Origin of the sequence: Rhodococcus sp. ARC_M6, assembly GCF_022810305.1 — a bacterium.
Lineage (GTDB): Bacteria > Actinomycetota > Actinomycetes > Mycobacteriales > Mycobacteriaceae > Rhodococcus_F.
In genome coordinates this window covers 20,425-40,015 of record NZ_JALGQH010000017.1, presented here as the reverse complement: position 1 = coordinate 40,015, position 19,591 = coordinate 20,425, and the positions used below count along the sequence as shown (strand labels likewise).

The window sequence follows — 19,591 nt, the reverse complement described above, 5'->3', positions numbered from 1 at the left end:
CTGGTCATTCGGCTCGCGCACAGGCATCGAACGCTGCCCGCCACACCAACCTCGGAAAAATGTGCCCTCCTAAAGTACGCGCGCAATGGCTCAGAGCGCGCATCGAAAGCTCACGCCGATAGCCTGTACCGATGAGCATCGACAGCACCAACCATCAATACGGGCAAATAACCGCAACGCTGTTCGACTTCTCAGGAACGCTCTTTCGTCTCGAAGAAAATTCCGACTGGGACGAACACTTTGTCGATCACGCCGGTGAGCCGATGGATGTACACGCGCAAGCCGAATTGATGCGGCGGATGACCGCGCCCGTCGGTCTGACGGTCGACATGGACGAAGCCGGACTGCACGCCTGGAACAATCGTGACCGCGATCCCACACTTCATCGCCAGGCGTATCTCGATGTTCTCGCCAAGTCAGGTGTGCCCGACCGTGCTCGCGCCGAGGCTCTGTACAGCTTGTTGATCGACCCCGCCCGATGGGTGCCCTACCCCGATGCCGGCGAGGTTCTGAAGTCATTGTCGGAGAAGGGGATCCGAACCGCAGTTCTGAGCAACATCGCCTTCGACATCCGGCCGGCTTTTGTCGCCCGCGGGTGGGATATCTGGGTGGACGAGTTCGTACTGTCATTCGAAATCGGTGCCGTCAAACCCGAACTCGAGATCTTCGAGTACGCGCTGTCGCAACTCGACGTCGACGCCGAACGCGCATTGATGGTGGGCGACAGTGAAATCGCCGACGGCGCAGCCCGGGAACTCGGTTGCGCATTCGCCTTGGTCGATCCTCTGCCTACTGCCGAGCGTCCAGGCGCTTTGCTGGACGCTGTCGCGAAGTTCGGACTCCTCTGACCCGACTACATCCCCCTCACTCCGCTCGACCTGAGAGGTCAGACTGCGTGCGCTACTTCGCGAATTCGGTTGCTGCGCTTGCGCAGTGACCGCACATATTCTGCGCGCTCGGTTTCCGTCATGCCGCCCCAGATTCCGTAGGGCTCGTGAACGGATAGCGCGTGCTCTCGGCACTGCTGCAGCACCGGGCATCCCGCGCATACCTTCTTGGCGTTGAGCTCGCGATTCTCGCGAGCATGTCCACGCTCGCCGTCCGGGTGGAAGTACACAGCTGAATCGTGCCCGCGGCACGAACCCCGCAACTGCCAGTCCCAGGTCTCGGCAGTCGGAACGGGCATCGGAAGGTGCTTATGCATGATGGCGACCTCATTCTGTTGAACTGCGACTCACCTGTCGGACCGTGCTCGTCGTGAGTCAAAACACAGCCTAGGCCGACTTCTGCTTTTTCACAATACCCACTTGGGTACTTAAAGTACTAAAGTAATCAATCTTTTGTATCCTGAAGTCACGCTGGGAGGATGCTTGAATAGAACCCATGACCCGACCGTTCTCGACTCCCGCCACAGCCGGCGAGGTGTTCTCGCTGATCCGCACAGGATCCGCGACCACTCGCAGCGAAATCGGGAAGCTCACCGGTTTGTCTCGGACAGCGGTATCGGCACGAGTGAGCGCACTACAGTCGCTCGGACTCATCGCGGACGACGACGAAGGCCCCTCGACCGGTGGCCGTCCGCCCTCAACTCTGACTTTCGCCAAATCAGCCGGACTGGTTCTTGTTGTCGCGATCGGCCGCTCGCGTGCGCAGTTGGCCGTCACCGACCTCTCCGGCACAATCCTCACTGCCGAAGACATCGACAAGTCAGTGGGCGTCGGACCGGCCGAGTTGATGCCCGAAATCGCCGAGCATCTGAAATCGATCCTCGAGCGCATCGGCAGGCCGTCCACCGACGTCATCGGCGTCGGGCTCAGCATCCCGGGCACGGTCGACGTGGCAGCCGGCGCCAGCCTCGACTCGCCGATGATGTCCGGCTGGGACGGCGTTGCACTGGCGCCGTACCTCGCATCGGTAACCAATGCGCCGCTGTTTGCCGACAACGATGCCAACGTCATGGCTCTGGCCGAACTCAGCGAAAGACGTGAGAGCGCACCGAATCTGCTGATGATCAAGGCCTCCACCGGATTAGGTGCCGGCATCGTTCTCGGCGGCATTCTCCAACGTGGCTCGCTCGGCGCGGCCGGCGAGATCGGGCATACCAAAACCGCGGCTGCCCGAGACATGAAGTGTCACTGCGGCGACGTGGGTTGTGTCGAAACCGTCGCCAGCGGTTGGGCTCTCGTCGACGCACTGCAAGCCCAAGGGCGCAACGTCGGGCACGTTCGAGACGTCGTCCGCCTCGCGCTCGACGGCGACAGCGAAGCGCGCCGATTGATCCGCTCCAGCGGTCGTCTCGTCGGTGATGTCATTTCCGGCGCGGTCAATCTCCTCAACCCTGAGGTGCTTGTCATCGGCGGCGACATGGCCGAAGCCGACGAACTTTTCCTCGCGGGGCTTCGAGAGTCCGTCTACGGCAATGCAACTGCCCTAGCCACCCGTTCCCTACACATCGTTTCGGTCAGCCATGGAGCACAGTCAGGCGTCCTCGGCTGCGCCGTTCTTGTACTGGATAATCTCCTGAGCACTCGAGAGATCGACCGCAGAGTTGCCGATTCGATCCGCTAACCGAACTTACGAAGGACGAACTCCGGCAACTTCTTTGCCGAATTCGCGGCGCGAGCAATCTGGTAGTTCTTCCCGCGCATCAAAGCCAACTGCACGCGGGACTCCACCCAGAATGCCCCGCGAGGCGCCTTGTTCCACGACTTGTGCAGCAGCGTCTTGGTTGCCGCTACTGCATCCGGTGATCGAGTCATGATCTGCGCCAGCAGTTCCCGGGCCTGAGCGAGCGGATCCTCGTCGACGCCGGTGACCAATCCCCACTCGAATGCTTGCTTGCCGTCGAAGATTTCTGCCGTCATCGCCAGACGTTTCACAACATCCATCGCCGCGAGCTCACGCAACGTCACGGTGCCCGTCATATCGGGGATCAATCCCCACTTGGCTTCCATCACCGAAAAGGTGCAGTCCGGTGTGCTGAACCGGAAGTCGGCAGCGAGCGCGAGTTGCAAACCGCCGCCGAAGCAATGCCCGTGCACCACCGCGATCACCGGCACCGGCAATTCCCGCCACACCCAACACGCCCGCTGAAAGAGATTGGTCTTCTGCCCGGGCAGCTTCGCAAATGCCTTAGCCATCCGCTTCGGCTGCTTTCCGGCCGACGCAAAATCCAGACCGGCGGAAAACGCCTTGCCGGAACCCTGCAGAATCACACCGCGGATCGAGCGGTCAGCTTTGATGCGCCGAGCCGCATCCACCAACTCTTCGAGTGTGTCGAGGTCGAGTCCGTTGAGCTTCTCGGGCCGATCCAGGCTGACGTAGGCAACCGACTCGACTATCTCGACACGAACACGATCGCTCACTGAGACTCCCTTTATCGCCGCCGAACCAATTGCTCGAGCCTACCGACCGAGCGCGGCAGCCTGTCGACTTCGCACGGTTATCAGCGTGCCGCTACACTGACTACCGCAGCTGTGAAGCCCAAGGCCCCGTGCCTGTCGGCAAAGCAACCGCACTAGCTCAACCGTCAAGCGAAAACCGCAGTACAACATGCGTTTCTATGCTTTTCGGATGCGCTCCCCGCCCTCGTAGCTCAGGGGATAGAGCATTCCTCTCCTAAAGGAAGGGTCGCAGGTTCGAATCCTGCCGAGGGCACAGCAGCCGAAGCTGCCAGATCAGACCTGGACGCTGGAAGCTAGCACCCCTTCCCTCCAGTGAGTATCGTTTCCTGCCCGCTACAAGGGGCGCCAACTGTGCACAAACGGTGCCAGGTTCGTTCAAGACAGGCACCAAGTGGGATTGTGTTTCATCTCGACGCCGGTGCATGCGATCCTGATTTCATGACGTCATCACCCGCGCTGAGCACTCCCCCGAAAAATATGTCTTTGATTCCGGGTGGAACGTTCTGGATGGGTTCCGAGGATTTCTATCCCGAAGAACGCCCAGTTCACCAGGTGAGTGTCGACAGTTTCTGGATGGATACGACGGCCGTAACCGTCGCCGAGTTTCGACGTTTCGTCAAAGCCACCGGGCATGTCACGACGGCGGAGATCGCACCAGCGGCCGAGGACTACCCCGATGCCGATCCGGCGCTGTTGGTACCCGGTTCGTTGGTGTTCAACTCCCCGCCCGGGCCGGTATCGCTCGACGATTACACGCAGTGGTGGTCGTTCACTCCGGGAGCCGACTGGCGACACCCGGAAGGTCCCGACAGCAATGTCGGCGGACGCGAGAAGCATCCCGTCACCCATATCTCGTACTTCGACGCTCAGGCGTATGCCGAGTGGGCCGGCAAAGAACTTCCCAGCGAAGCTGAGTGGGAGTTCGCTGCCCGCGGTGGTCTCGACCGTCAGGCTTACGTCTGGGGCAACGAGGACTCACCGGGCGGGAAGCCCGGCGGAAATGTGTGGCAGGGCCAGTTCCCGTGGGAGAACCTGCTCGAGGACGGGTACGAGCGCACCGCGCCCGTCGGCAAGTTCCGTCCCAACGGGTATGGATTGCTCGACATGGCCGGCAACGTATGGGAGTGGACGGCCGATCACTTCACGTCCGACCACGCCCACAGTTCCAAAAATGTTGCGCCTGCGACCTCCTGCTGCATTCCCCGCAACCCTCGTGCCGAGTTCGCCACGGAAACTGTTGCGGGAGAACCATATGCGCGACGCGTCATCAAGGGTGGCTCACACCTGTGTGCGCCCAACTACTGCTTGCGGTACCGGCCGGCCGCGCGGCAGAGCGAGTCCGAAGAGTCCTCGACCTGCCACGTCGGCTTCCGGTGCATCGTGCGGATTCCGCAGGACTGAGAACCGATCAGAAAGGTGCGTCGCCCAGAATCGCGACGCGCTCCATGACGCGGCGATGCGGGAAATAATCGCTGGCCGCGTAGTGCTGCGTTGCTCGGTTGTCCCAGAACGCAATTGAATTAGCAGCCCACTTGAAGCGGCACTGGAAATCGGGAACCTTGACCTGCGCGAACAACAGGTTGAGCAGATCACGGCTCTCGATGGGATCCATATCCGGGATGTGAGTGGTGAAGAGGCTGTTCACGAACAGTGTCTTGCGACCCGTTTCGGGATGCTTGCGCACCATCGGATGCAGCACCGGCGGGAACTGTTCCTTCATCTGCTCGAGCTTCTCGGGAGTCATTCCGCGGCCGAACGACGGCACGAAGTCGTGAATCGCGTCGCGGCCGTCGATCAGTTCCTTGACCTCGGCAGGAAGGCAATCGAAGGCGTTACCCATATCGGCCCAGAGTGTGTCGCCGCCGGCCGGCGGAACATCGATCGCACGCAGGACAGACCCCAGCGGCGGGGTCTTGGTCCACGTGACGTCGACGTGCCAGATGTTTTCGGTACCCGGACTGTCCTCGCCACGCTCGAATCGGACCACGGCCGGGACCTCACCCTGCGGAAGCAGCGGATGAACTTCGAGTTCGCCCCAATTGCTGGCGAAGTCACGGTGATTGAGGCTGGAGATGTTCTGGTCGCGGAAAAATACGACCTTCCATTCGAGAAGTGCCCGGCGGATGTCCTCGATCTGTTCCGCCGAAGGATCGCGCAGGTCGATGTTGCTGATCTCGGCACCGATGAACGGAGTGACCGGCGTCAGCGTGAAACGCTCGTAGGGCATCGACTCCACGCCCTCGGGGTTGCGGCGCATCCCGCGAGGTCCGAATTCGATTGTGTGATTACCGATTTGAACGGTACGGGAGGACGTGAGTGCTGCCATCGAAAGGCTCCGATCAGTTGTATGCGGGGTCGCGAGTCAATCGACTCACGTGGTTCGCGTTCGTGTGTGTCCGCTCTGCGGAGCAAGAAGTGCCGCCACCATCAGGTCCACCAAATGGACGACCGTAGCGTCGAAGTCAGCCTTTACCACCGGCATTCCTTCTTCGCGTCGCTGTTCGAAGACAGCCAGCGCAGAAACCGTCATGTTGGACATCAGGTCGATCCGCTCGAGCGCGACGCGGCGCGGCAGATGTGAGAGTGCCCGCGCCAGACGAGAGACAACCTCGTTGCTCGCTTCACTGACTTCGCGAAATTCCGGACTCATGGTGTCTACCGAGGGTGAAACCCTGGCAATGAAGCGGGCGTAGTTGGATCCATCTGCAGTGGCGAGAAAATCCGCCAGGGGATAGAGGAACGCTTCGACCAAGGCCCGAACCGTATCGGTTCGACCACTTGCATCGATGTCGTCGAGGTACGTCAAACGTGCAAGGTTGATCTGACTCATCCGGAACCGGAAAACCGCTTGCACCAAACCGTCTCGCCCACCGAAGTGATACTGGACGGCAGAGTTGTTGCGCTGCCCAGCCGCTGCCGCAACGTCACGCATCGAAACCTCGTGGATGCCACGCTCGGCAAACATACGTTCGGCGACGGCGATCATTGCGCTTTTGGGATCTAGCGAACTGGACATGAACAGATCCTATAAGTCACTGACTTAATTTTGCAACCCCATTTGCTGTGCGCCTTTATTAACCGCCCCGGGTTAATAAAGGCGCACAGCGGGGGTCGCATCTCACTGAGCGAGACCCCGGCTTCGGATAGGCAACCGGACGCTACGCTCCAATTTAAGTCAGCCCCTTAAATTGCCGGTACCGGTTACACAGCCAGGAGTCCGCTTGTGAATCGTCATTCCATCCCGATCATCGCCGAAACACCGAACGTCGCCGCGTCCGTCGACTACCGTGACCAGCAGGTTCCGTTCACAAGGCCCGAACCAGTCCGCCCACCAGCCGGCGCACCCAACATTCTGCTGATCATGATCGACGATGTCGGATTCGGCGCAGCCTCGTCTTTCGGCGGTCCTTGCCGCACACCTACGGCCGAACGCCTGGCAGACAACGGCATCAAGTACAGCCGGTTCCACACTGCTGCGCTGTGCTCACCGACCCGCGCAGCTACTCTGACCGGCCGCAATCACCACAGCGTCGGCATGGGTGTCATCTCCGAAATGGCCAACGCCGCACCCGGATACAACGGCACCCGCCCCGCATCCGCAGCAACCGTCGCCCGCGTTCTGCAGGGCAACGGCTACGCCACCGGTGCATTCGGCAAGATGCATCAGACCCCGACTTGGGAAACCACAGCAGCAGGCCCGTTCGACCGTTGGCCTGTGCGTGAAGGTTTCGACAAGTTCTACGGTTTCCTCGGCGCCGAGTCCGACCAGTTCACCCCGGTCCTCTACGAGGACTTTACGATGGTCGACCTGCCCAAGACTCCGCAAGAGGGTTACCACCTCTCGGAGGATCTGGTCGATCACGCGATCGAATGGATCGAGGGTGTCAACACCATGGACCCCGACAAGCCGTTCTTCTGCTACCTCCCCTTCGGCGCTTGCCATGCACCGCTTCAGATTCCGGACAGCTACCTGAACAAGTACGTCGGCGAGTTCGATCACGGCTGGGATCGCCAGCGTGAGATCACCCTCGAGAAGCAGAAGGAAATGGGCGTCGTCGGGCCCGATACCGAATTGGCTCCGTGGGCACCGGGCGCACCGCACTGGGATGAGCTCGATGACGACCAGAAGAAGGTCTCGGCACGGCTCATGGAGTTGTACGCAGCATTCCTCGAGCACACCGACGACGAGGTCGGACGACTCGTAGATCGCTTGCAGGACATGGGAGTTCTGGACAACACCCTGGTCCTGTACATGCTCGGCGACAACGGAGCTTCCGCCGAAGGTGGCATGGAGGGTTCTTTCAACTACCTCGCCGGCCTCAACGGCTACAAGACCGCAACGGCCGACGTCCTCGCGCGTTACGACGAACTGGGCACCGAAACCAGCTACCCGCATTACCCGGCGTCGTGGGCCTTGGCGCTCGATACCCCGTACCAGTGGGCAAAGCAGGTTGCGTCGCACTACGGCGGAACTCGCAACGGCCTGATCGCACACTGGCCCAAGGGAATCGACAACCCCGGTATCCGCGAACAGTGGCATCACTGCGTCGACATCACCCCGACAATTCTCGAGGCAGCGGGCATTCCCGCACCCACGAGCGTCGACGGAGTCACGCAGAAACCGATGGAGGGTGTCGCGATGAACTACACCTTCGACGAGCCTAAGGCCGAAGAACGCCACACCACACAGTATTTCGAGATCTTCGGCAACCGCGGCATCTACGATCATGGCTGGACCGCCGTGACCGCGCACCGCGCTCCCTGGTTGATGGCAACGCACGGACTCGAGCTGACCTCACTCAGCGACGACAAGTGGGAGTTGTACGACACCACTGTCGACTGGTCGCAGGCCCGCGACCTCGCGGACGAGCATCCCGAGATCCTCGCTCGCCTCAAGGAAAAGTTCCTGGTCGAGGCAGCCAAGTATCAGGTACTCCCCCTTGATGATCGGACTGTCGGACGGCATTCCACTCCGGAATCGCGTCCGCCGCATCCCATGATGGGCCGCAAGTCCCTCACTCTCTACCCGCACATGAACGGACTGGTCGAGAAGGCAGCACCCAACTTCTTCAACCGCTCGTACTCGTTGACGGCCGATTTGGGCAGCGTCGCCGACGGCATGCTCGTCAGCTTGGGCGGCCGATTCGGTGGATTCGCTTTGTACATCATCGATTCCGTTCCCGTGTACTGCTACAACTTCAGTGGTGGCGGCCGGACGTTCGTGCGCGCCGAGAAGCCCTTGAACGCAGATGCCAAGGAAGTATCGGTCAACTTCCAGTACGACGGCGGCGGCATCGGCAAGGGCGGCGTCGCCACCCTGAGCGTCGACGGCGAAGTTGTCGCCGAAGGCCGGATCGAGAAGACCACGCGGGCGATCTTCAGCATGAACGAGCAGCTGGACATCGGCATCAACCGCGGCAGCCCGGTCGCGGAGGAATTCGCCGCGCAAGGCACCTTCCGCTACGGCGGCAAGCTGAACAGCGTGCGAATCGATCTCCTCCCGACGCGTGACGTCGTCTCGACCGAAGAGCGTGACAAGATTGCGCTCGCAGTTCACTAGCCACATCGCATGAGGGATTTACGGCCACGCGGGCAAGCGCTCGCGTGGCCGTAGATTTTTGCGGCTACCCGGCCAGAATTTCCCGTGCCCGCTCACGTGAACTGTTGAACTCCCACCACGAATCCTCGGATCCGAGCAGTTCCTGCTGCAGAAAATGCAGCGTTTGAGTGCGTTGAGGCTCGGGTAAACGGTCCAGTGCCGGAACGGCGTCGGCCGAGAGTGTGCTCAGGTAGAGAGTGTCGATACTCTTGCCGTCCTCGAAACGTTGGACATTCTTCTCCGCGATGTATGCATCTGGGTTGAACACGGCAAATGCGAGCAGCCCCACGACAGCCGTTGTCAGGACTCCGATCGGCAGCCACTTGCCCGACATTCGCACCCCCGCCGCGATGAGCAGAATGAACACCACTCCGAGCAGCAGTTCTGCGGCGAATACGCTGACTCGCAGCCTGGTGAAGCCGTACTGGTTCTCGTACAGCCACATTCGATGAACTGCGGACGCCACGATGACCAAGCTGAAAGCGCAGAGCGCTCCGAGAAGTCCCTGAGCCAGGTTCCGTGATCGTCGATCTCCGCGATCTACGCGGCGCACGGCGACGGCGATAACCACCAATGTCAGGACCGTCACGGCCATCAACTGCCAGAAGCCTTGGCGCGCATAGTTCGCATACGTCAGACCATCGGTAACCTGAACATGCTCATCGCCGCCGAACAGTGTTTTCAGCTGCACTGCAACAAATCCCAGGAACAAGATGTTCAATACCGCCAGCGGTACAGCCCACTCCCACAGAGGCAGCGGCACGGATGGTTTCGGAGCCAGCGCGTCGACGCGCGGAGTTCGACGTCGAAGATACACAGCGCTCAGCGTGACAAATGCTACAAGCGCACCGATGACCAGCCGGCCGATCGGTTCATCCACCCGCACTGACGGTGCACCACCGAAAATCTTCGCGAACTCAGGATCAGCACTGACAAACAGCGAACCGAAGATCAGAAGAAGCGTGATACTGACGGCACTGACCGCCACCAAACGCAGTGTGGGAATACGTGGGGTGTTTCCCGCCCGCGGGTTTCTCCGTCGCGCAAATCGAAGTACTCGAAATGCTGCACGCCAGGGCATGACGGTTCCCGCAACGATTCCCGTCCACGTGCGACCGCCGACCAACACCCCGGTGAAGACGACCCAGGCAGCCACGATACACATGAAAGCAAGCCAACCCGCCCCGCGAACCGCGGCTACTCCCAGCAATGCGAGTGCGCCCACGCACGCTGCCCATTGAACTGGCGTCAGCCGTGGCGGCGTCAGGATTCCGACTACCGCGAGAACACCGATCCCGACGATGAGGTAGGCCGCGCCGACTACCCCGATGTCGAGGATCGATGCAGCGAGCAGACCGACTGCAATCGAGCCGACGAGCATCGAGCGCGTTGCAATGGACGCTCGGTCCGGGCGGCGCCACAACCTGCCAGGCTTCTTCGGAGCGGGCACCGTCGTCATCGGCTTCTGAGGGACTACGAGCGGAGCAGTCATGTTTCTTCCCACTTTCGGGTTCGGCAAATGGCGACGCGACCCATCCAGGGTGACGCCGTACGTTCAGCTAGTTCAGTTCTGCGGCAGCACTACTCGGATACAACAGCCCGCACGGGCATCGACAACTGCAATGGTTCCGCCGTGCAGTTCGACCGCCCATTTTGCGATAGCTAGCCCAAGTCCGGTCCCGCCATCTGTGGAACCGCCTCGAGTGAATCGATCGAAAACCAGCGCGCGAGAGTCAGGCTCGATTCCGGGTCCGTTGTCGTTCACCTCGATCACCGCCTCGCCGTCCACCCGGTTGTACGCACGGATGACGATCCCCACCTCCGTCGAACCGTGCCGCACCGCGTTGTCCACCAGATTTGTCACCACCTGGTGGAGTCGATCTGGATCAGCGACCACTGCCAATCTCGGCGGCCTTACATCGATGGCGACGTCAGTTCCCCTCTCTGCGGCAACTTCCCGGAGAAAGGGTTCGAGATCGAAGTTGCTGAGCTTCAGCGGTATTGCACCGCCTTCAAGTTTCGAGAGATCGAGTAGATCGGCTACCAAAGCGCCGAGTCGTTCGGTCTGAGCGAGCGCCGAGCGCATCGTTTCCGCATTCGGCTCCTGCACGCCGTCCACGACGTTCTCGAGCAACGCCTGCAAAACTGTTATCGGCGTGCGCAATTCGTGCGATACGTTGCCGATCAATTCGCGGCGATACTGGTCGTCGGCGCCCAGGTCCTCGGCCATCCGATTGAACGCCACCGCCAGTTCACCCACCTCGTCGCGTGAGGTTGCCCGGACTCGACGGGAGTAATCACCGCGCGCCATGGCCTGTGCTGCCGCTGTCATCTCACGCAGCGGTGACGTCATGCCGTGGGCGAGCACCTGCGTAACTCCCAGTGCCACCACTAAAGCCGTCAATAATGCAAAGCGGAACGGTTGCTGCGCGGTAAGCCAGAATCCGCCCGACGCGAAGAACAACGCCGCAACGACGAGGAGACCGACTTTGACCTTGAAGGAACGCATCGGGTCCAGCGGGCGCGGCCACCTCGCGAAAACTCTTTCCGTGAAACTCATTTCGGCGCATCCCAGGCGTATCCGACGCCATGAACCGTTCGGATCACCGACGGGCCCAACTTACGCCGCAAGGCCTTGACGTGACTGTCCACCGTGCGGCTTCCGCCGCCCTCACCCCAACCCCAGATCTCCTCGAACAACGACTCACGAGGAATCGCGGCTCGTGGCCTCTCGGCGAGGTAGGCAATGAGGTCGAACTCGGTTCGCGTCAGGTGCACTTCCTGATCCGTGCGGCGCACCCGACGCTCCGTCAGATCGATGACGACATCGCCGAATTCAAGGAGCACGGGCCGCGCCGCGCTCTCGGCACGATCGGCACGTCGAAGCAACGCCTGCACCCGTGCTACCAGCACCCGCATGCTGAACGGCTTACTGAGATAGTCGTCGGCACCCACACCCAGGCCGATCACCATGTCCGTCTCGTCGGCACGTGCGGTGAGCATCAATACCGGCACGGGCCGCACCGCCTGGATTCGACGGCATACCTCGAGGCCGTCGAATCCAGGCATCATCACGTCCAGAACCACCAGGTCCGGGTCGATCTCGGCGCAACGCGAGACAGCGCTGGGACCGTCGAACGCCAACTCCACGTCAAATCCCTCGGCACGTAACCGTGCCGCGATCGATTCGCAGATGCCGACCTCGTCGTCGACCACGAGCACTTTTCGCTGACTCATGGAACTGACTGTATTAGGCCGACGTGGATGAACCCGGGAGGACTTGTGAAGGTTCTGTGCAGATTGGAACCAAAGGTCCGGTGCAGAAAACTAGAAGCGGCGAATGTTGTTGATCGGCAGATCTGCCAACGGTGTCAGCCCGGTCGGAACTCCGGTGCCGTAGGCGTTGAACACCATTCCGCCGCCGGCGTAGATACCGACGTGCGTCGCGCCGGGATAGAAGGTGATGATGTCACCCATCGCCAGCGCCCACAGCGGAACCGCTTGTCCCGCATTCGCCTGCTCCTGGCTCGTGCGCGGAATCGCGACACCCGCCTGCCGGAAGGCCCACTGCGTCAGGCCCGAGCAATCCCACGAGTTCGGTCCGGTGCCACCCCATTGGTACGGCTTGCCGGTTTGCGTACCTGCTGCTGCCAGTGCGACGAGGCCGGCGGGGCTCGGAATCGGCAGGACCGCGGAACCACTGCTGATGCTTCCCATACTCCCCAGGCTGCCGCTGCTCCCGGCACTTCCCGGCTCGGCAAGAGCCGGTGCGGCGGACAACAGCAACACACTTCCGGTCAGCATTGCCGCAACAGTTCCCTTGCGTAGCGTCGACAACTTCATGCAACCGTCCTTAGATGGGAGTGTTTTCGGCCGCGCGCTCCGCGCACCGAAAATGGCATTGAACTGGTCCAACGGTGAAATTCAATCGCTGACTTCGGATGCTAACGGCCATTACGGGCAATTCGGGCAAGAATCGACGATCCCGCTTGTGAGCAATGCACAAAGGGGTCTTTTGTCCCCTTGATCAGTAAAGATCAGGGAAAGATCCGGGATTTCCTGGATTACCAAGGCGTACAAATTTCATAAATTCGACTCATGCGCTCACACCTCGCCGCCGCAGTCGTAGTTGCGACGTCACTGGCCCTCGTCGGCTGCTCCACGAACCAACGGGCTGTCGACGTTCAATCGGATCTAGTTTCGCTCACCAAATCGGGCGCCGTCGGCGCTATCGCGACTCTCGACGGCGGAAACACAACTATGGTCCTGACCAGCGGCGTCCCGAATCTGACCGACGGTGATTCGATCGGCGACAACGATCGTGTTCGGATCGGCAGTGTGACACAGACCTTCACGGCAGCGCTCGTTCTGCAATTCGTCGCGGAAGGGAAGATCACTCTCGACGCGCCAGTCCGGCAGTATCTGCCGAACCAACTCGGCAGCAACGCCCACGCAGACCTGGTCACGGTCAGGCAACTACTGCAACCTCACAGCGGACTCCCCGAAATAGATGGTGAGATTCCGTTTGCCGACTCCAACTACCTAGCACTCGGGACGCTTATCGAAGCCGTCAGCGGACGGAGCTACAGCGACGAGCTGGCGGCCCGGATACTCGAGCCTCTCGATCTCGAAGACACCTACCTCCCGCCGGCCGGTGAGCAGGATATTCGGGGTGACCACCTGACCGGATATAAAGATCTGGCCACCGGTCGCACCGATGTCTCCCGGACCGAACCGTCCATCGCGTGGTCCGCCGGTGCGCTGGTCTCCACCGGTAAGGACCTCAACACTTTCTGGCGGGCATTGTTGAGCGGAAGAATCCTGCCGGACAAAGAGCTTGCTGAAATGACCGCCCCACAACCAGGCTCGACCGAAGCCGACGCACTCGACTACGGCCTGGGTCTTCATGTAACAGATCTTCCGTGTGGAGTGACCTACGTCGGGCACAGCGGCGGAATCCGCGGCTACTCCACGTTGTCCGGTGCAACGCTGGATCGGGCATTCACCGTAACTATGACCTCGACGCCGAAGAATCCTCCGGACACCATCGAAATTCTGTCGCATGCACTGTGCCCTTGAACAGTGAATGCGAATCGACTATGACAACGCTTCCTTCTCCACATCGGCAGCAACTTTGTCTCCGCGTAGCCCCCGCCAACTCGGATGACGCAGTCGACTGCTCTCCGTCCAGTCCATGAATCGCACTTCACCGACCAGTTCCGGACTGACCCACACAGCCCCTTTTCTGTCGTCGGTCGGAAGTTCCTCCGCGAAAGGACTTTCATTCTGCTGCAAGGGTTCCAATACCGTCAACAATTTCTCGAGATCCCGATCGGTGAACCCAGTACCCACCCGGCCGACATAGCTCAGCCCGGCCTCTCCCGGGATACCCATGAGAAGGGCACCGATCCCGTGGGAGCGATTGCCTTGCCCCCTTCGCCATCCGCCGATCACGACTTCTTGGGTGCGCCAGTTCTTGACCTTGATCCAACTCGAACCTCGACGTCCTGGAAGATACACCGACGCAAGGCGTTTGGCGACGATCCCCTCCCATCCGGATTCACGACTCACTTCCAGCGCGTTTTCGGCCGTGCCCTCGATCTGCGGCGGAACAGTGAGATCACCGACGTTGGCTGCCAACGCATTCAGCACTGTCCGTCTGTCGGCATACGACTTCCGAAGCAAAGACACACCATCGAGATACAGGAGATCGAATGCCAAGAACTCCGGCGTTCCACCACGTTGCAGCAGTCCGAAATCGGTGACACCCCGGTCGTCGTAGGCCACGACTTCACCGTCGATGACTACCTCGTGGCCCTTCAGACCGTCACCCAGGTGCGCCAGCGCCGGATAATCTGCAGTCTTGTCATTTCCGGACCGGCTGCGCAGTAACAATGTGCCCGAATGGTATTCGAGTACTACGCGTATCCCGTCCCACTTCCCTTCGAATGCCCACTCCTCCGGATCCAGACCGTCAACTGTTCCGGCCGTAGCAAGCATCGGCTCGAGATTCTTGGGGAACTCCGTTCCGAAACTGGCATTTTGATCCTTCATCAGATGCATCAACCACTGATCACCTTTGGTCCGGATGAGCGCGAAACGGCCCTGCACCCGCTCCCCCGCCAACCGCACTATCACCTCGTCGTCGCGCCATTTCTCGGTCTCGTACGTCCCGGAATCCCAGATCGTCATCGAACCACCGCCGTACTCGCCCTTCGGAATTACTCCGGAAAAGGTGGCGTACTCCATCGGATGGTCCTCGGTGTGCACTGCCAGTCGATTCTCCCCGGCGGTCGTCGGCACACCTTTCGGCACGGCCCACGACACCAGCACGCCGTCGCGTTCGAGCCGAACGTCATAGTGCAGTCTGCGCGCGTGATGTTCTTGAATGACAAAGGAATTTCCGGAAGTGGGCGCAGGCTTGTCTCGGGGTACCGGCTCCGGGGTTCTGTCGGCTGACCGCTTGTTTCGGTACCGAGTCAATGAATCTTCCACGGCCACTGTCGGATCCAGGCCGGCTAACAGATCGCCGCCGAATTCAACGCGCTCCAGAACCTCATCGAACAGCAATTGCCGCAACGTGGGATCGTCGAGTTCTTCCCAACTGCGCGGCGCGGCAACGTAAGGCTGAGCGCGCCCGCGCATCGAATACGGGGCGATGGTGGTCTTGGCTGGATTGTTCTGACTCCAATCGACAAAAACCTTGCCGGCCCGGATATTCCGCGCCATCGTGGCCGTCACGAGTTCCGGATGAATCTTCTCGAGTCCTGTCGCGACCTGCTTGGCGACGGTCGACGCCCCATTCCCCTCCAGTGGCCGATCAAGAGGAACATACAGGTGAATGCCCTTGCTGCCACTGGTAACCGGATAGACCGTCCACCCCAGAGTTCCGACCAAATCACGGATCCAACGAGCTACTTCGGCACATTCCGCCAACCCGACCCCCTCACCCGGGTCCAGATCGAACACCAACCGGGTAGCCGGTCCACGGCCGGAACCGTCGAATCGCCATTGCGGAACATGTAATTCGAGCGCGGCTTGTTGGCCGAGCCAGGCGAGCGAGGCGACCGAATCAAAAATGGGATAGGTGACCACCCGATCGGAGTGTTGCAGCGACGCTCGGGTCAACCATGCCGGAGCCGATGATGCGAGATTTTTCTCGAAGAACGCTTGACTGTCCACCCCGTTCGGCCACCGCTTGCGCGTCCCCGGACGGGCCACGACATGCGAAATCATCACAGCCGAAATCCGGGTGTAGTAGTCGATCACTTCAGCTTTGGTTGTCCCGCTCTCGGGGTAGAGGACCTTCCCGAGGTTGGTCACGGGCACGGTTATGCCGTCGAGTGTGATCTGACCCCGATCGGTCGTCGCCATGTCCTCATTGTGCGCGAAAAAGTGGCACCGGGTCGCAAAATTCGCAGCCCGATCACGGACGCAGCGGACATAGCAGGCAAGATGGCGAGGTGCCGATGCCACGACGTTGCGCTGCCGTAACCGCGATCTTCGCCTCCTCGATCCTCTTGGGGTCTTGCTCTGCCGAATCGGAGAGCACTACAGCAGGAGCAGATACGACGACAACCATCACCGAGGCATTCACCAAACTGCCGTCAACCGCGGCGATAGGCACCTGCGGTCCTCTCAGTGGCACCACCACACACGACGGAGTTCTCACCGTCGCTACCGATTCACCGGCGTACGAACCGTGGTTTCACGACAACGATCCGTCGAACGGTCAAGGGTTCGAAGGCGCGGTAGCTCGCGCCGTGACCGAGAAGCTCGGGTACAACTCCGACCAGGTCGCCTTCACCAGAGTCGGCTGGGGCGACGCATTGAAGCCCGGCAGCAAGGAATTCGACTTCGCGCTCGACCAGTTCACGATTTCCGGGGACCGCCGCGACGCCGTCGATGTCAGTTCGCCGTATTACGCGGTGGCGCAGTCTGTCATTGCGTTGCAGAGCAACAGTGCGTCGCAGGCCGCCGATCTCGCTTCGCTCACGACATATCGACTGGGCGCACAAGCTGGTTCGACGAGCCTGCTTGCCATCACCGACACCATTACCCCGAAGACACCGCCGCGGACTTATGCAAACACCAACGACGCGAAGGCGGCGCTGGTGGCCGGCGAAATCGACGCACTGGTCGTCGACATTCCCACCGGGTTTCACATCACCGAAACCGAACTACCCCAGTCTGTGATTGTCGGACAGTTCCCCCGGCCGAACGCCGTCACGGAATTCTTCGGCTTGGTTCTCGAGAAGAACAGTCCTCTCACCGCCTGTGTTTCTGCTGCAGTCGACTCGCTCTACGCTGACGGAACTCTCGAAGCGCTGGCCACCGAGTGGATCACCGACACAGCGGATGCACCGATCCTCGACTAGCCGGCACGGCCGCTGATCGCTCCGATGAACACCTTGGGAATATCCGCGGGAGTGGGTGCGAAGTGGCTGTTTCCGCCGGTGACCGCGGAAATCTGTTTCAGCACTTCGGTATCCGCGTCGTCGGTGACACCGATGGTGATGATGGGTACGGGTCGAGCGGAATCCTGCTCACGCGCAAGGGTATCGAGCAAGTCCTTGAGGTTGATCCCCGACGGATCGTCGTTAGCCCCGTCCGTCACCAGGATTACCGAATTGATCGAGGCCCGATCGTAAGTGCTTTGAATCTGACGGAATGCGGCAAGGACGCTGTCGTACAGTCCCGTTCCACCACCGACGAGCGACGGCAAGGTGCCGACGTGTGAGAGAAGCTGCGTGCGATGATCGGCATCGCCCTCGGCCGCGTCCATACGTCGAACCGGTTCGATTTCTCGGTAGTCGGTATCGCCGCCGAGTTTGATGGAGAACGCCCACAAACCCAATTGCGCGTTACCCGGGAACATTCGGATCGCGAGGTCGCCGGCCTGGGCCGTCGCCGCCATGCGGGTCACGCCGTCCTGCACGTAGTCCATCGAACCCGAGACGTCGACAACAGCCAGGGCGCGCGACGGTCGGGAGAGGAGTTCGTACCGTGCCAGAGCTTTCGTCACCATCGACGGATCATTCGGCACCAGGGACGCGCTCACATCGATGCCGCCGCTTCCGAGCGGTTCGCTGCCTGGACCACGGAAACCCAGTCCGGACAAGACCGTTCGGCCGGTCTCGGACGAGAGCGCGTCGATGAGGACCTGCGCCTGAGCGCTCGCGTCGACGGTTCCGGCTCCGGTGAGCGCTACGGGGTAGTTCATGAAGACCGTGCCGGTTGCCGGCACCACTGCGGTCAATTGAGCATCGGCGTGAGCGGCGAGGTAGGAGGTAAAAGTCTGTTCTGTCGTGACCGCTGTTCCGCCGACAGCTGCAACCTTTTCGATGCGTCCGGTTGAACCGGCTTCCTTCACATTTCCCAACTGCGCCTGGGCCACGGGAACCAATGCGGACAAGATGGATGCCGGATCGCCGTTCTGGGCCTGGGTTTCGGCAAAAGCCGCCACAATGGGAGCGCTGGAAACAGCACTCGACAGCGGATCGCCGATGTGTAACCCCGGTACCGCAAGAACGTCGAGCCAATTTCCGGGCCGCGTCCCTTCTCCGGTTTTCGTGACCGTGACGACCGGTGTGGAGGCTACGGAGGCACTGACCTTGCGGAAACTGCTGCTCCCGACCCCGGTCACCTTGTCCAGCCATTCCGACGAGTCGGGGATCCACAGTGCCGGGCCGGTTCCACCACCGGCGAGATCGCCGAATGTACGGGCAGAATCCTGGGGGACCACAGTGAACGATGCGCAACCGAGCTTTTCCGGAGCAATGGTAGCGACAACAGCTTCGACACCGGTCGCGATGGACGGATCGACCGCGATGACAAGCTTGGCCTTCTCCCCACAACCTGGTTCAGGGGGGACGGAAGAAGCTACTGCCGGGACGCTCGCCTCCACGCTACTGAAGGTGACTACAAATGCTGCAGTACCAGCGACAGCAACCACCGCGAGCACCCCGACCAGCACCTTTACCGATCGCGGCATCAACGCTGCGGATACCCCGGACGGTTCGTGTCGACCAGACATTGACGGAATCCTCTCCGGCAGAAGCGACCGGTCAATAACAAACTATTGACCCGTTTATTCTGCCGGAAAGAATCCTAACTCATGTTTGCCGCAAAGTAGCTCTTGTTCGAATTTCAGGCGTAAATCTGCACGAACTGTGCCAACGACTTTTCGATGTCACCTTTGAGTGCCCGGGCAACTCCGGACCCGATGGGTCCGAACAGTGGTGCGCCACCGAGTTCGATCGTCAACGCCAACTCGGAACCTGCCTCCTTGGGCTTGATGTCCAACTCGAGACCCAGTTTGACGCCACCCTTGCCGTCGCCCTTGAGCGAGAGCGCCTTGGGGACGTCGTACTTCTTGATGGTCCAGCGCACGCGATTGCGCAGGCCTTTCACCGTCACGACGGAGCTGATTTCAGTGCCGACACCCAAATTTTCGGGGAGATCACTGCGCCAACCGTCGTGGACTACCAGCCAGTTCTCGTAACCGCTGAGGTCGGAGGCCTTGTCCCACACTTCCTGCGGCGGGAGCGGAACGTCAATTTTCACCGTGAGCTTTGCCATGTGGGGA

The 19,591-nt window shown here is 60.8% G+C and carries 17 protein-coding genes and 1 tRNA gene; 7 read left to right on the top strand and 11 right to left on the bottom strand.

The genetic code is table 11. From position 1 onward, the window contains the following. Positions 1-131: 131 nt before the first annotated feature. Positions 132-848 carry an HAD family hydrolase gene (locus MTX36_RS17910; protein WP_243621047.1) on the top strand — a complete coding sequence of 239 codons (717 nt, stop codon included), beginning with the start codon at positions 132-134 and terminating at the stop codon, positions 846-848. Between the two features lie 38 nt (positions 849-886). Here MTX36_RS17910 and MTX36_RS17905 read toward each other — a convergent pair whose 3' ends face one another. After that, positions 887-1,204 (bottom strand): WhiB family transcriptional regulator, encoded by a 318-nt coding sequence (locus MTX36_RS17905; RefSeq protein ID WP_094271508.1) that lies wholly within the window; start codon positions 1,202-1,204, stop codon positions 887-889. 179 nt (positions 1,205-1,383) lie between these two features. Between MTX36_RS17905 and MTX36_RS17900 the strand changes: the two genes are divergently transcribed. After that, complete coding sequence (locus MTX36_RS17900; RefSeq protein ID WP_243621046.1) at positions 1,384-2,568, top strand: ROK family protein; 1,185 nt, start codon at positions 1,384-1,386, stop codon at positions 2,566-2,568. Here the strand turns inward: MTX36_RS17900 and MTX36_RS17895 are convergent. Then, positions 2,565-3,365 carry a crotonase/enoyl-CoA hydratase family protein gene (locus MTX36_RS17895; RefSeq protein ID WP_243621045.1) on the bottom strand — a complete coding sequence of 267 codons (801 nt, stop codon included), beginning with the start codon at positions 3,363-3,365 and terminating at the stop codon, positions 2,565-2,567. The genes MTX36_RS17900 and MTX36_RS17895 overlap by 4 nt on opposite strands. Positions 3,366-3,584: 219 nt before the next feature. Between MTX36_RS17895 and MTX36_RS17890 the strand changes: the two genes are divergently transcribed. Continuing rightward, positions 3,585-3,657 (top strand) — tRNA-Arg (locus MTX36_RS17890). A gap of 224 nt (positions 3,658-3,881) precedes the next feature. Beyond that, on the top strand, positions 3,882-4,805 hold the full coding sequence (locus MTX36_RS17885) for a formylglycine-generating enzyme family protein (protein ID WP_374230499.1): 924 nt from the start codon (positions 3,882-3,884) through the stop codon (positions 4,803-4,805). 7 nt (positions 4,806-4,812) lie between these two features. Here the strand turns inward: MTX36_RS17885 and MTX36_RS17880 are convergent, their stop codons facing one another. Next, positions 4,813-5,730: a TauD/TfdA family dioxygenase gene (locus MTX36_RS17880; RefSeq protein WP_243621043.1), complete on the bottom strand. Its 918-nt coding sequence runs from the start codon at positions 5,728-5,730 to the stop codon at positions 4,813-4,815. Positions 5,731-5,775: 45 nt separating this feature from the next. Beyond that, positions 5,776-6,420, bottom strand: a complete 645-nt coding sequence (locus MTX36_RS17875) for a TetR/AcrR family transcriptional regulator (RefSeq protein WP_243621042.1) — start codon at positions 6,418-6,420, stop codon at positions 5,776-5,778. A 207-nt stretch (positions 6,421-6,627) separates the two neighbouring features. Between MTX36_RS17875 and MTX36_RS17870 the strand changes: the two genes are divergently transcribed. Next, complete coding sequence (locus MTX36_RS17870; RefSeq protein WP_243621041.1) at positions 6,628-8,964, top strand: arylsulfatase; 2,337 nt, start codon at positions 6,628-6,630, stop codon at positions 8,962-8,964. A 64-nt stretch (positions 8,965-9,028) separates the two neighbouring features. On the opposite strand, the gene MTX36_RS17865 is transcribed toward MTX36_RS17870, so the two are convergent. The 4 genes from MTX36_RS17865 to MTX36_RS17850 all read right to left on the bottom strand — a co-directional run bounded on the left by MTX36_RS17865 (position 9,029) and on the right by MTX36_RS17850 (position 12,846). After that, positions 9,029-10,495, bottom strand: coding sequence for a DUF4153 domain-containing protein (locus tag MTX36_RS17865; RefSeq protein WP_243621040.1), 1,467 nt, complete (start codon positions 10,493-10,495; stop codon positions 9,029-9,031). Between the two features lie 72 nt (positions 10,496-10,567). Further along, complete coding sequence (locus MTX36_RS17860) at positions 10,568-11,563, bottom strand: cell wall metabolism sensor histidine kinase WalK (RefSeq protein ID WP_243621039.1); 996 nt, start codon at positions 11,561-11,563, stop codon at positions 10,568-10,570. Next, positions 11,560-12,240 carry a response regulator transcription factor gene (locus tag MTX36_RS17855; protein ID WP_243621038.1) on the bottom strand — a complete coding sequence of 227 codons (681 nt, stop codon included), beginning with the start codon at positions 12,238-12,240 and terminating at the stop codon, positions 11,560-11,562. The genes MTX36_RS17860 and MTX36_RS17855 overlap by 4 nt, the downstream gene beginning before the upstream one ends. Before the next feature lie 90 nt (positions 12,241-12,330). Further along, positions 12,331-12,846, bottom strand: a complete 516-nt coding sequence (locus tag MTX36_RS17850) for an NlpC/P60 family protein (RefSeq protein ID WP_243621037.1) — start codon at positions 12,844-12,846, stop codon at positions 12,331-12,333. A gap of 255 nt (positions 12,847-13,101) precedes the next feature. Here MTX36_RS17850 and MTX36_RS17845 point away from each other — a divergent pair, with 255 nt between their 5' ends. Next, the gene (locus MTX36_RS17845) at positions 13,102-14,082 is read left to right on the top strand and encodes a serine hydrolase (RefSeq protein ID WP_243621036.1); all 981 of its coding nucleotides are present in this window, start codon (positions 13,102-13,104) and stop codon (positions 14,080-14,082) included. Positions 14,083-14,100: 18 nt separating this feature from the next. On the opposite strand, the gene MTX36_RS17840 is transcribed toward MTX36_RS17845, so the two are convergent. Then, the gene (locus MTX36_RS17840) at positions 14,101-16,377 is read right to left on the bottom strand and encodes an ATP-dependent DNA ligase (protein WP_243621035.1); all 2,277 of its coding nucleotides are present in this window, start codon (positions 16,375-16,377) and stop codon (positions 14,101-14,103) included. A 95-nt stretch (positions 16,378-16,472) separates the two neighbouring features. Here MTX36_RS17840 and MTX36_RS17835 point away from each other — a divergent pair, with 95 nt between their 5' ends. Next, positions 16,473-17,381 carry an ABC transporter substrate-binding protein gene (locus MTX36_RS17835; protein WP_243621034.1) on the top strand — a complete coding sequence of 303 codons (909 nt, stop codon included), beginning with the start codon at positions 16,473-16,475 and terminating at the stop codon, positions 17,379-17,381. On the opposite strand, the gene MTX36_RS17830 is transcribed toward MTX36_RS17835, so the two are convergent. Together MTX36_RS17830 and MTX36_RS17825 are read right to left on the bottom strand one after the other, a co-directional pair. Next, the gene (locus MTX36_RS17830) at positions 17,378-19,039 is read right to left on the bottom strand and encodes a VWA domain-containing protein (RefSeq protein WP_243621033.1); all 1,662 of its coding nucleotides are present in this window, start codon (positions 19,037-19,039) and stop codon (positions 17,378-17,380) included. The genes MTX36_RS17835 and MTX36_RS17830 overlap by 4 nt on opposite strands. 113 nt (positions 19,040-19,152) lie before the next feature. Further along, on the bottom strand, positions 19,153-19,584 hold the full coding sequence (locus MTX36_RS17825; protein ID WP_243621032.1) for an SRPBCC family protein: 432 nt from the start codon (positions 19,582-19,584) through the stop codon (positions 19,153-19,155). Positions 19,585-19,591: the final 7 nt, after the last annotated feature.

Excerpts from the sequence above, each read along its gene's own strand:
- MTX36_RS17910 (WP_243621047.1), top strand. The coding sequence starts at position 132 with ATGAGCATCGACAGCACCAACCATCAATACGGGCAAATAACCGCAACG.
- MTX36_RS17905 (WP_094271508.1), bottom strand. The coding sequence starts at position 1,204 with ATGCATAAGCACCTTCCGATGCCCGTTCCGACTGCCGAGACCTGGGAC.
- MTX36_RS17900 (WP_243621046.1), top strand. The coding sequence starts at position 1,384 with ATGACCCGACCGTTCTCGACTCCCGCCACAGCCGGCGAGGTGTTCTCG.
- MTX36_RS17885 (WP_374230499.1), top strand. The coding sequence starts at position 3,882 with ATGTCTTTGATTCCGGGTGGAACGTTCTGGATGGGTTCCGAGGATTTC.
- MTX36_RS17880 (WP_243621043.1), bottom strand. The coding sequence starts at position 5,730 with ATGGCAGCACTCACGTCCTCCCGTACCGTTCAAATCGGTAATCACACA.
- MTX36_RS17875 (WP_243621042.1), bottom strand. The coding sequence starts at position 6,420 with ATGTCCAGTTCGCTAGATCCCAAAAGCGCAATGATCGCCGTCGCCGAA.
- MTX36_RS17865 (WP_243621040.1), bottom strand. The coding sequence starts at position 10,495 with ATGACTGCTCCGCTCGTAGTCCCTCAGAAGCCGATGACGACGGTGCCC.
- MTX36_RS17860 (WP_243621039.1), bottom strand. The coding sequence starts at position 11,563 with ATGAGTTTCACGGAAAGAGTTTTCGCGAGGTGGCCGCGCCCGCTGGAC.
- MTX36_RS17855 (WP_243621038.1), bottom strand. The coding sequence starts at position 12,240 with ATGAGTCAGCGAAAAGTGCTCGTGGTCGACGACGAGGTCGGCATCTGC.
- MTX36_RS17850 (WP_243621037.1), bottom strand. The coding sequence starts at position 12,846 with ATGAAGTTGTCGACGCTACGCAAGGGAACTGTTGCGGCAATGCTGACC.
- MTX36_RS17845 (WP_243621036.1), top strand. The coding sequence starts at position 13,102 with ATGCGCTCACACCTCGCCGCCGCAGTCGTAGTTGCGACGTCACTGGCC.
- MTX36_RS17840 (WP_243621035.1), bottom strand. The coding sequence starts at position 16,377 with ATGGCGACGACCGATCGGGGTCAGATCACACTCGACGGCATAACCGTG.
- MTX36_RS17835 (WP_243621034.1), top strand. The coding sequence starts at position 16,473 with ATGCCACGACGTTGCGCTGCCGTAACCGCGATCTTCGCCTCCTCGATC.
- MTX36_RS17830 (WP_243621033.1), bottom strand. The coding sequence starts at position 19,039 with ATGTCTGGTCGACACGAACCGTCCGGGGTATCCGCAGCGTTGATGCCG.
- MTX36_RS17825 (WP_243621032.1), bottom strand. The coding sequence starts at position 19,584 with ATGGCAAAGCTCACGGTGAAAATTGACGTTCCGCTCCCGCCGCAGGAA.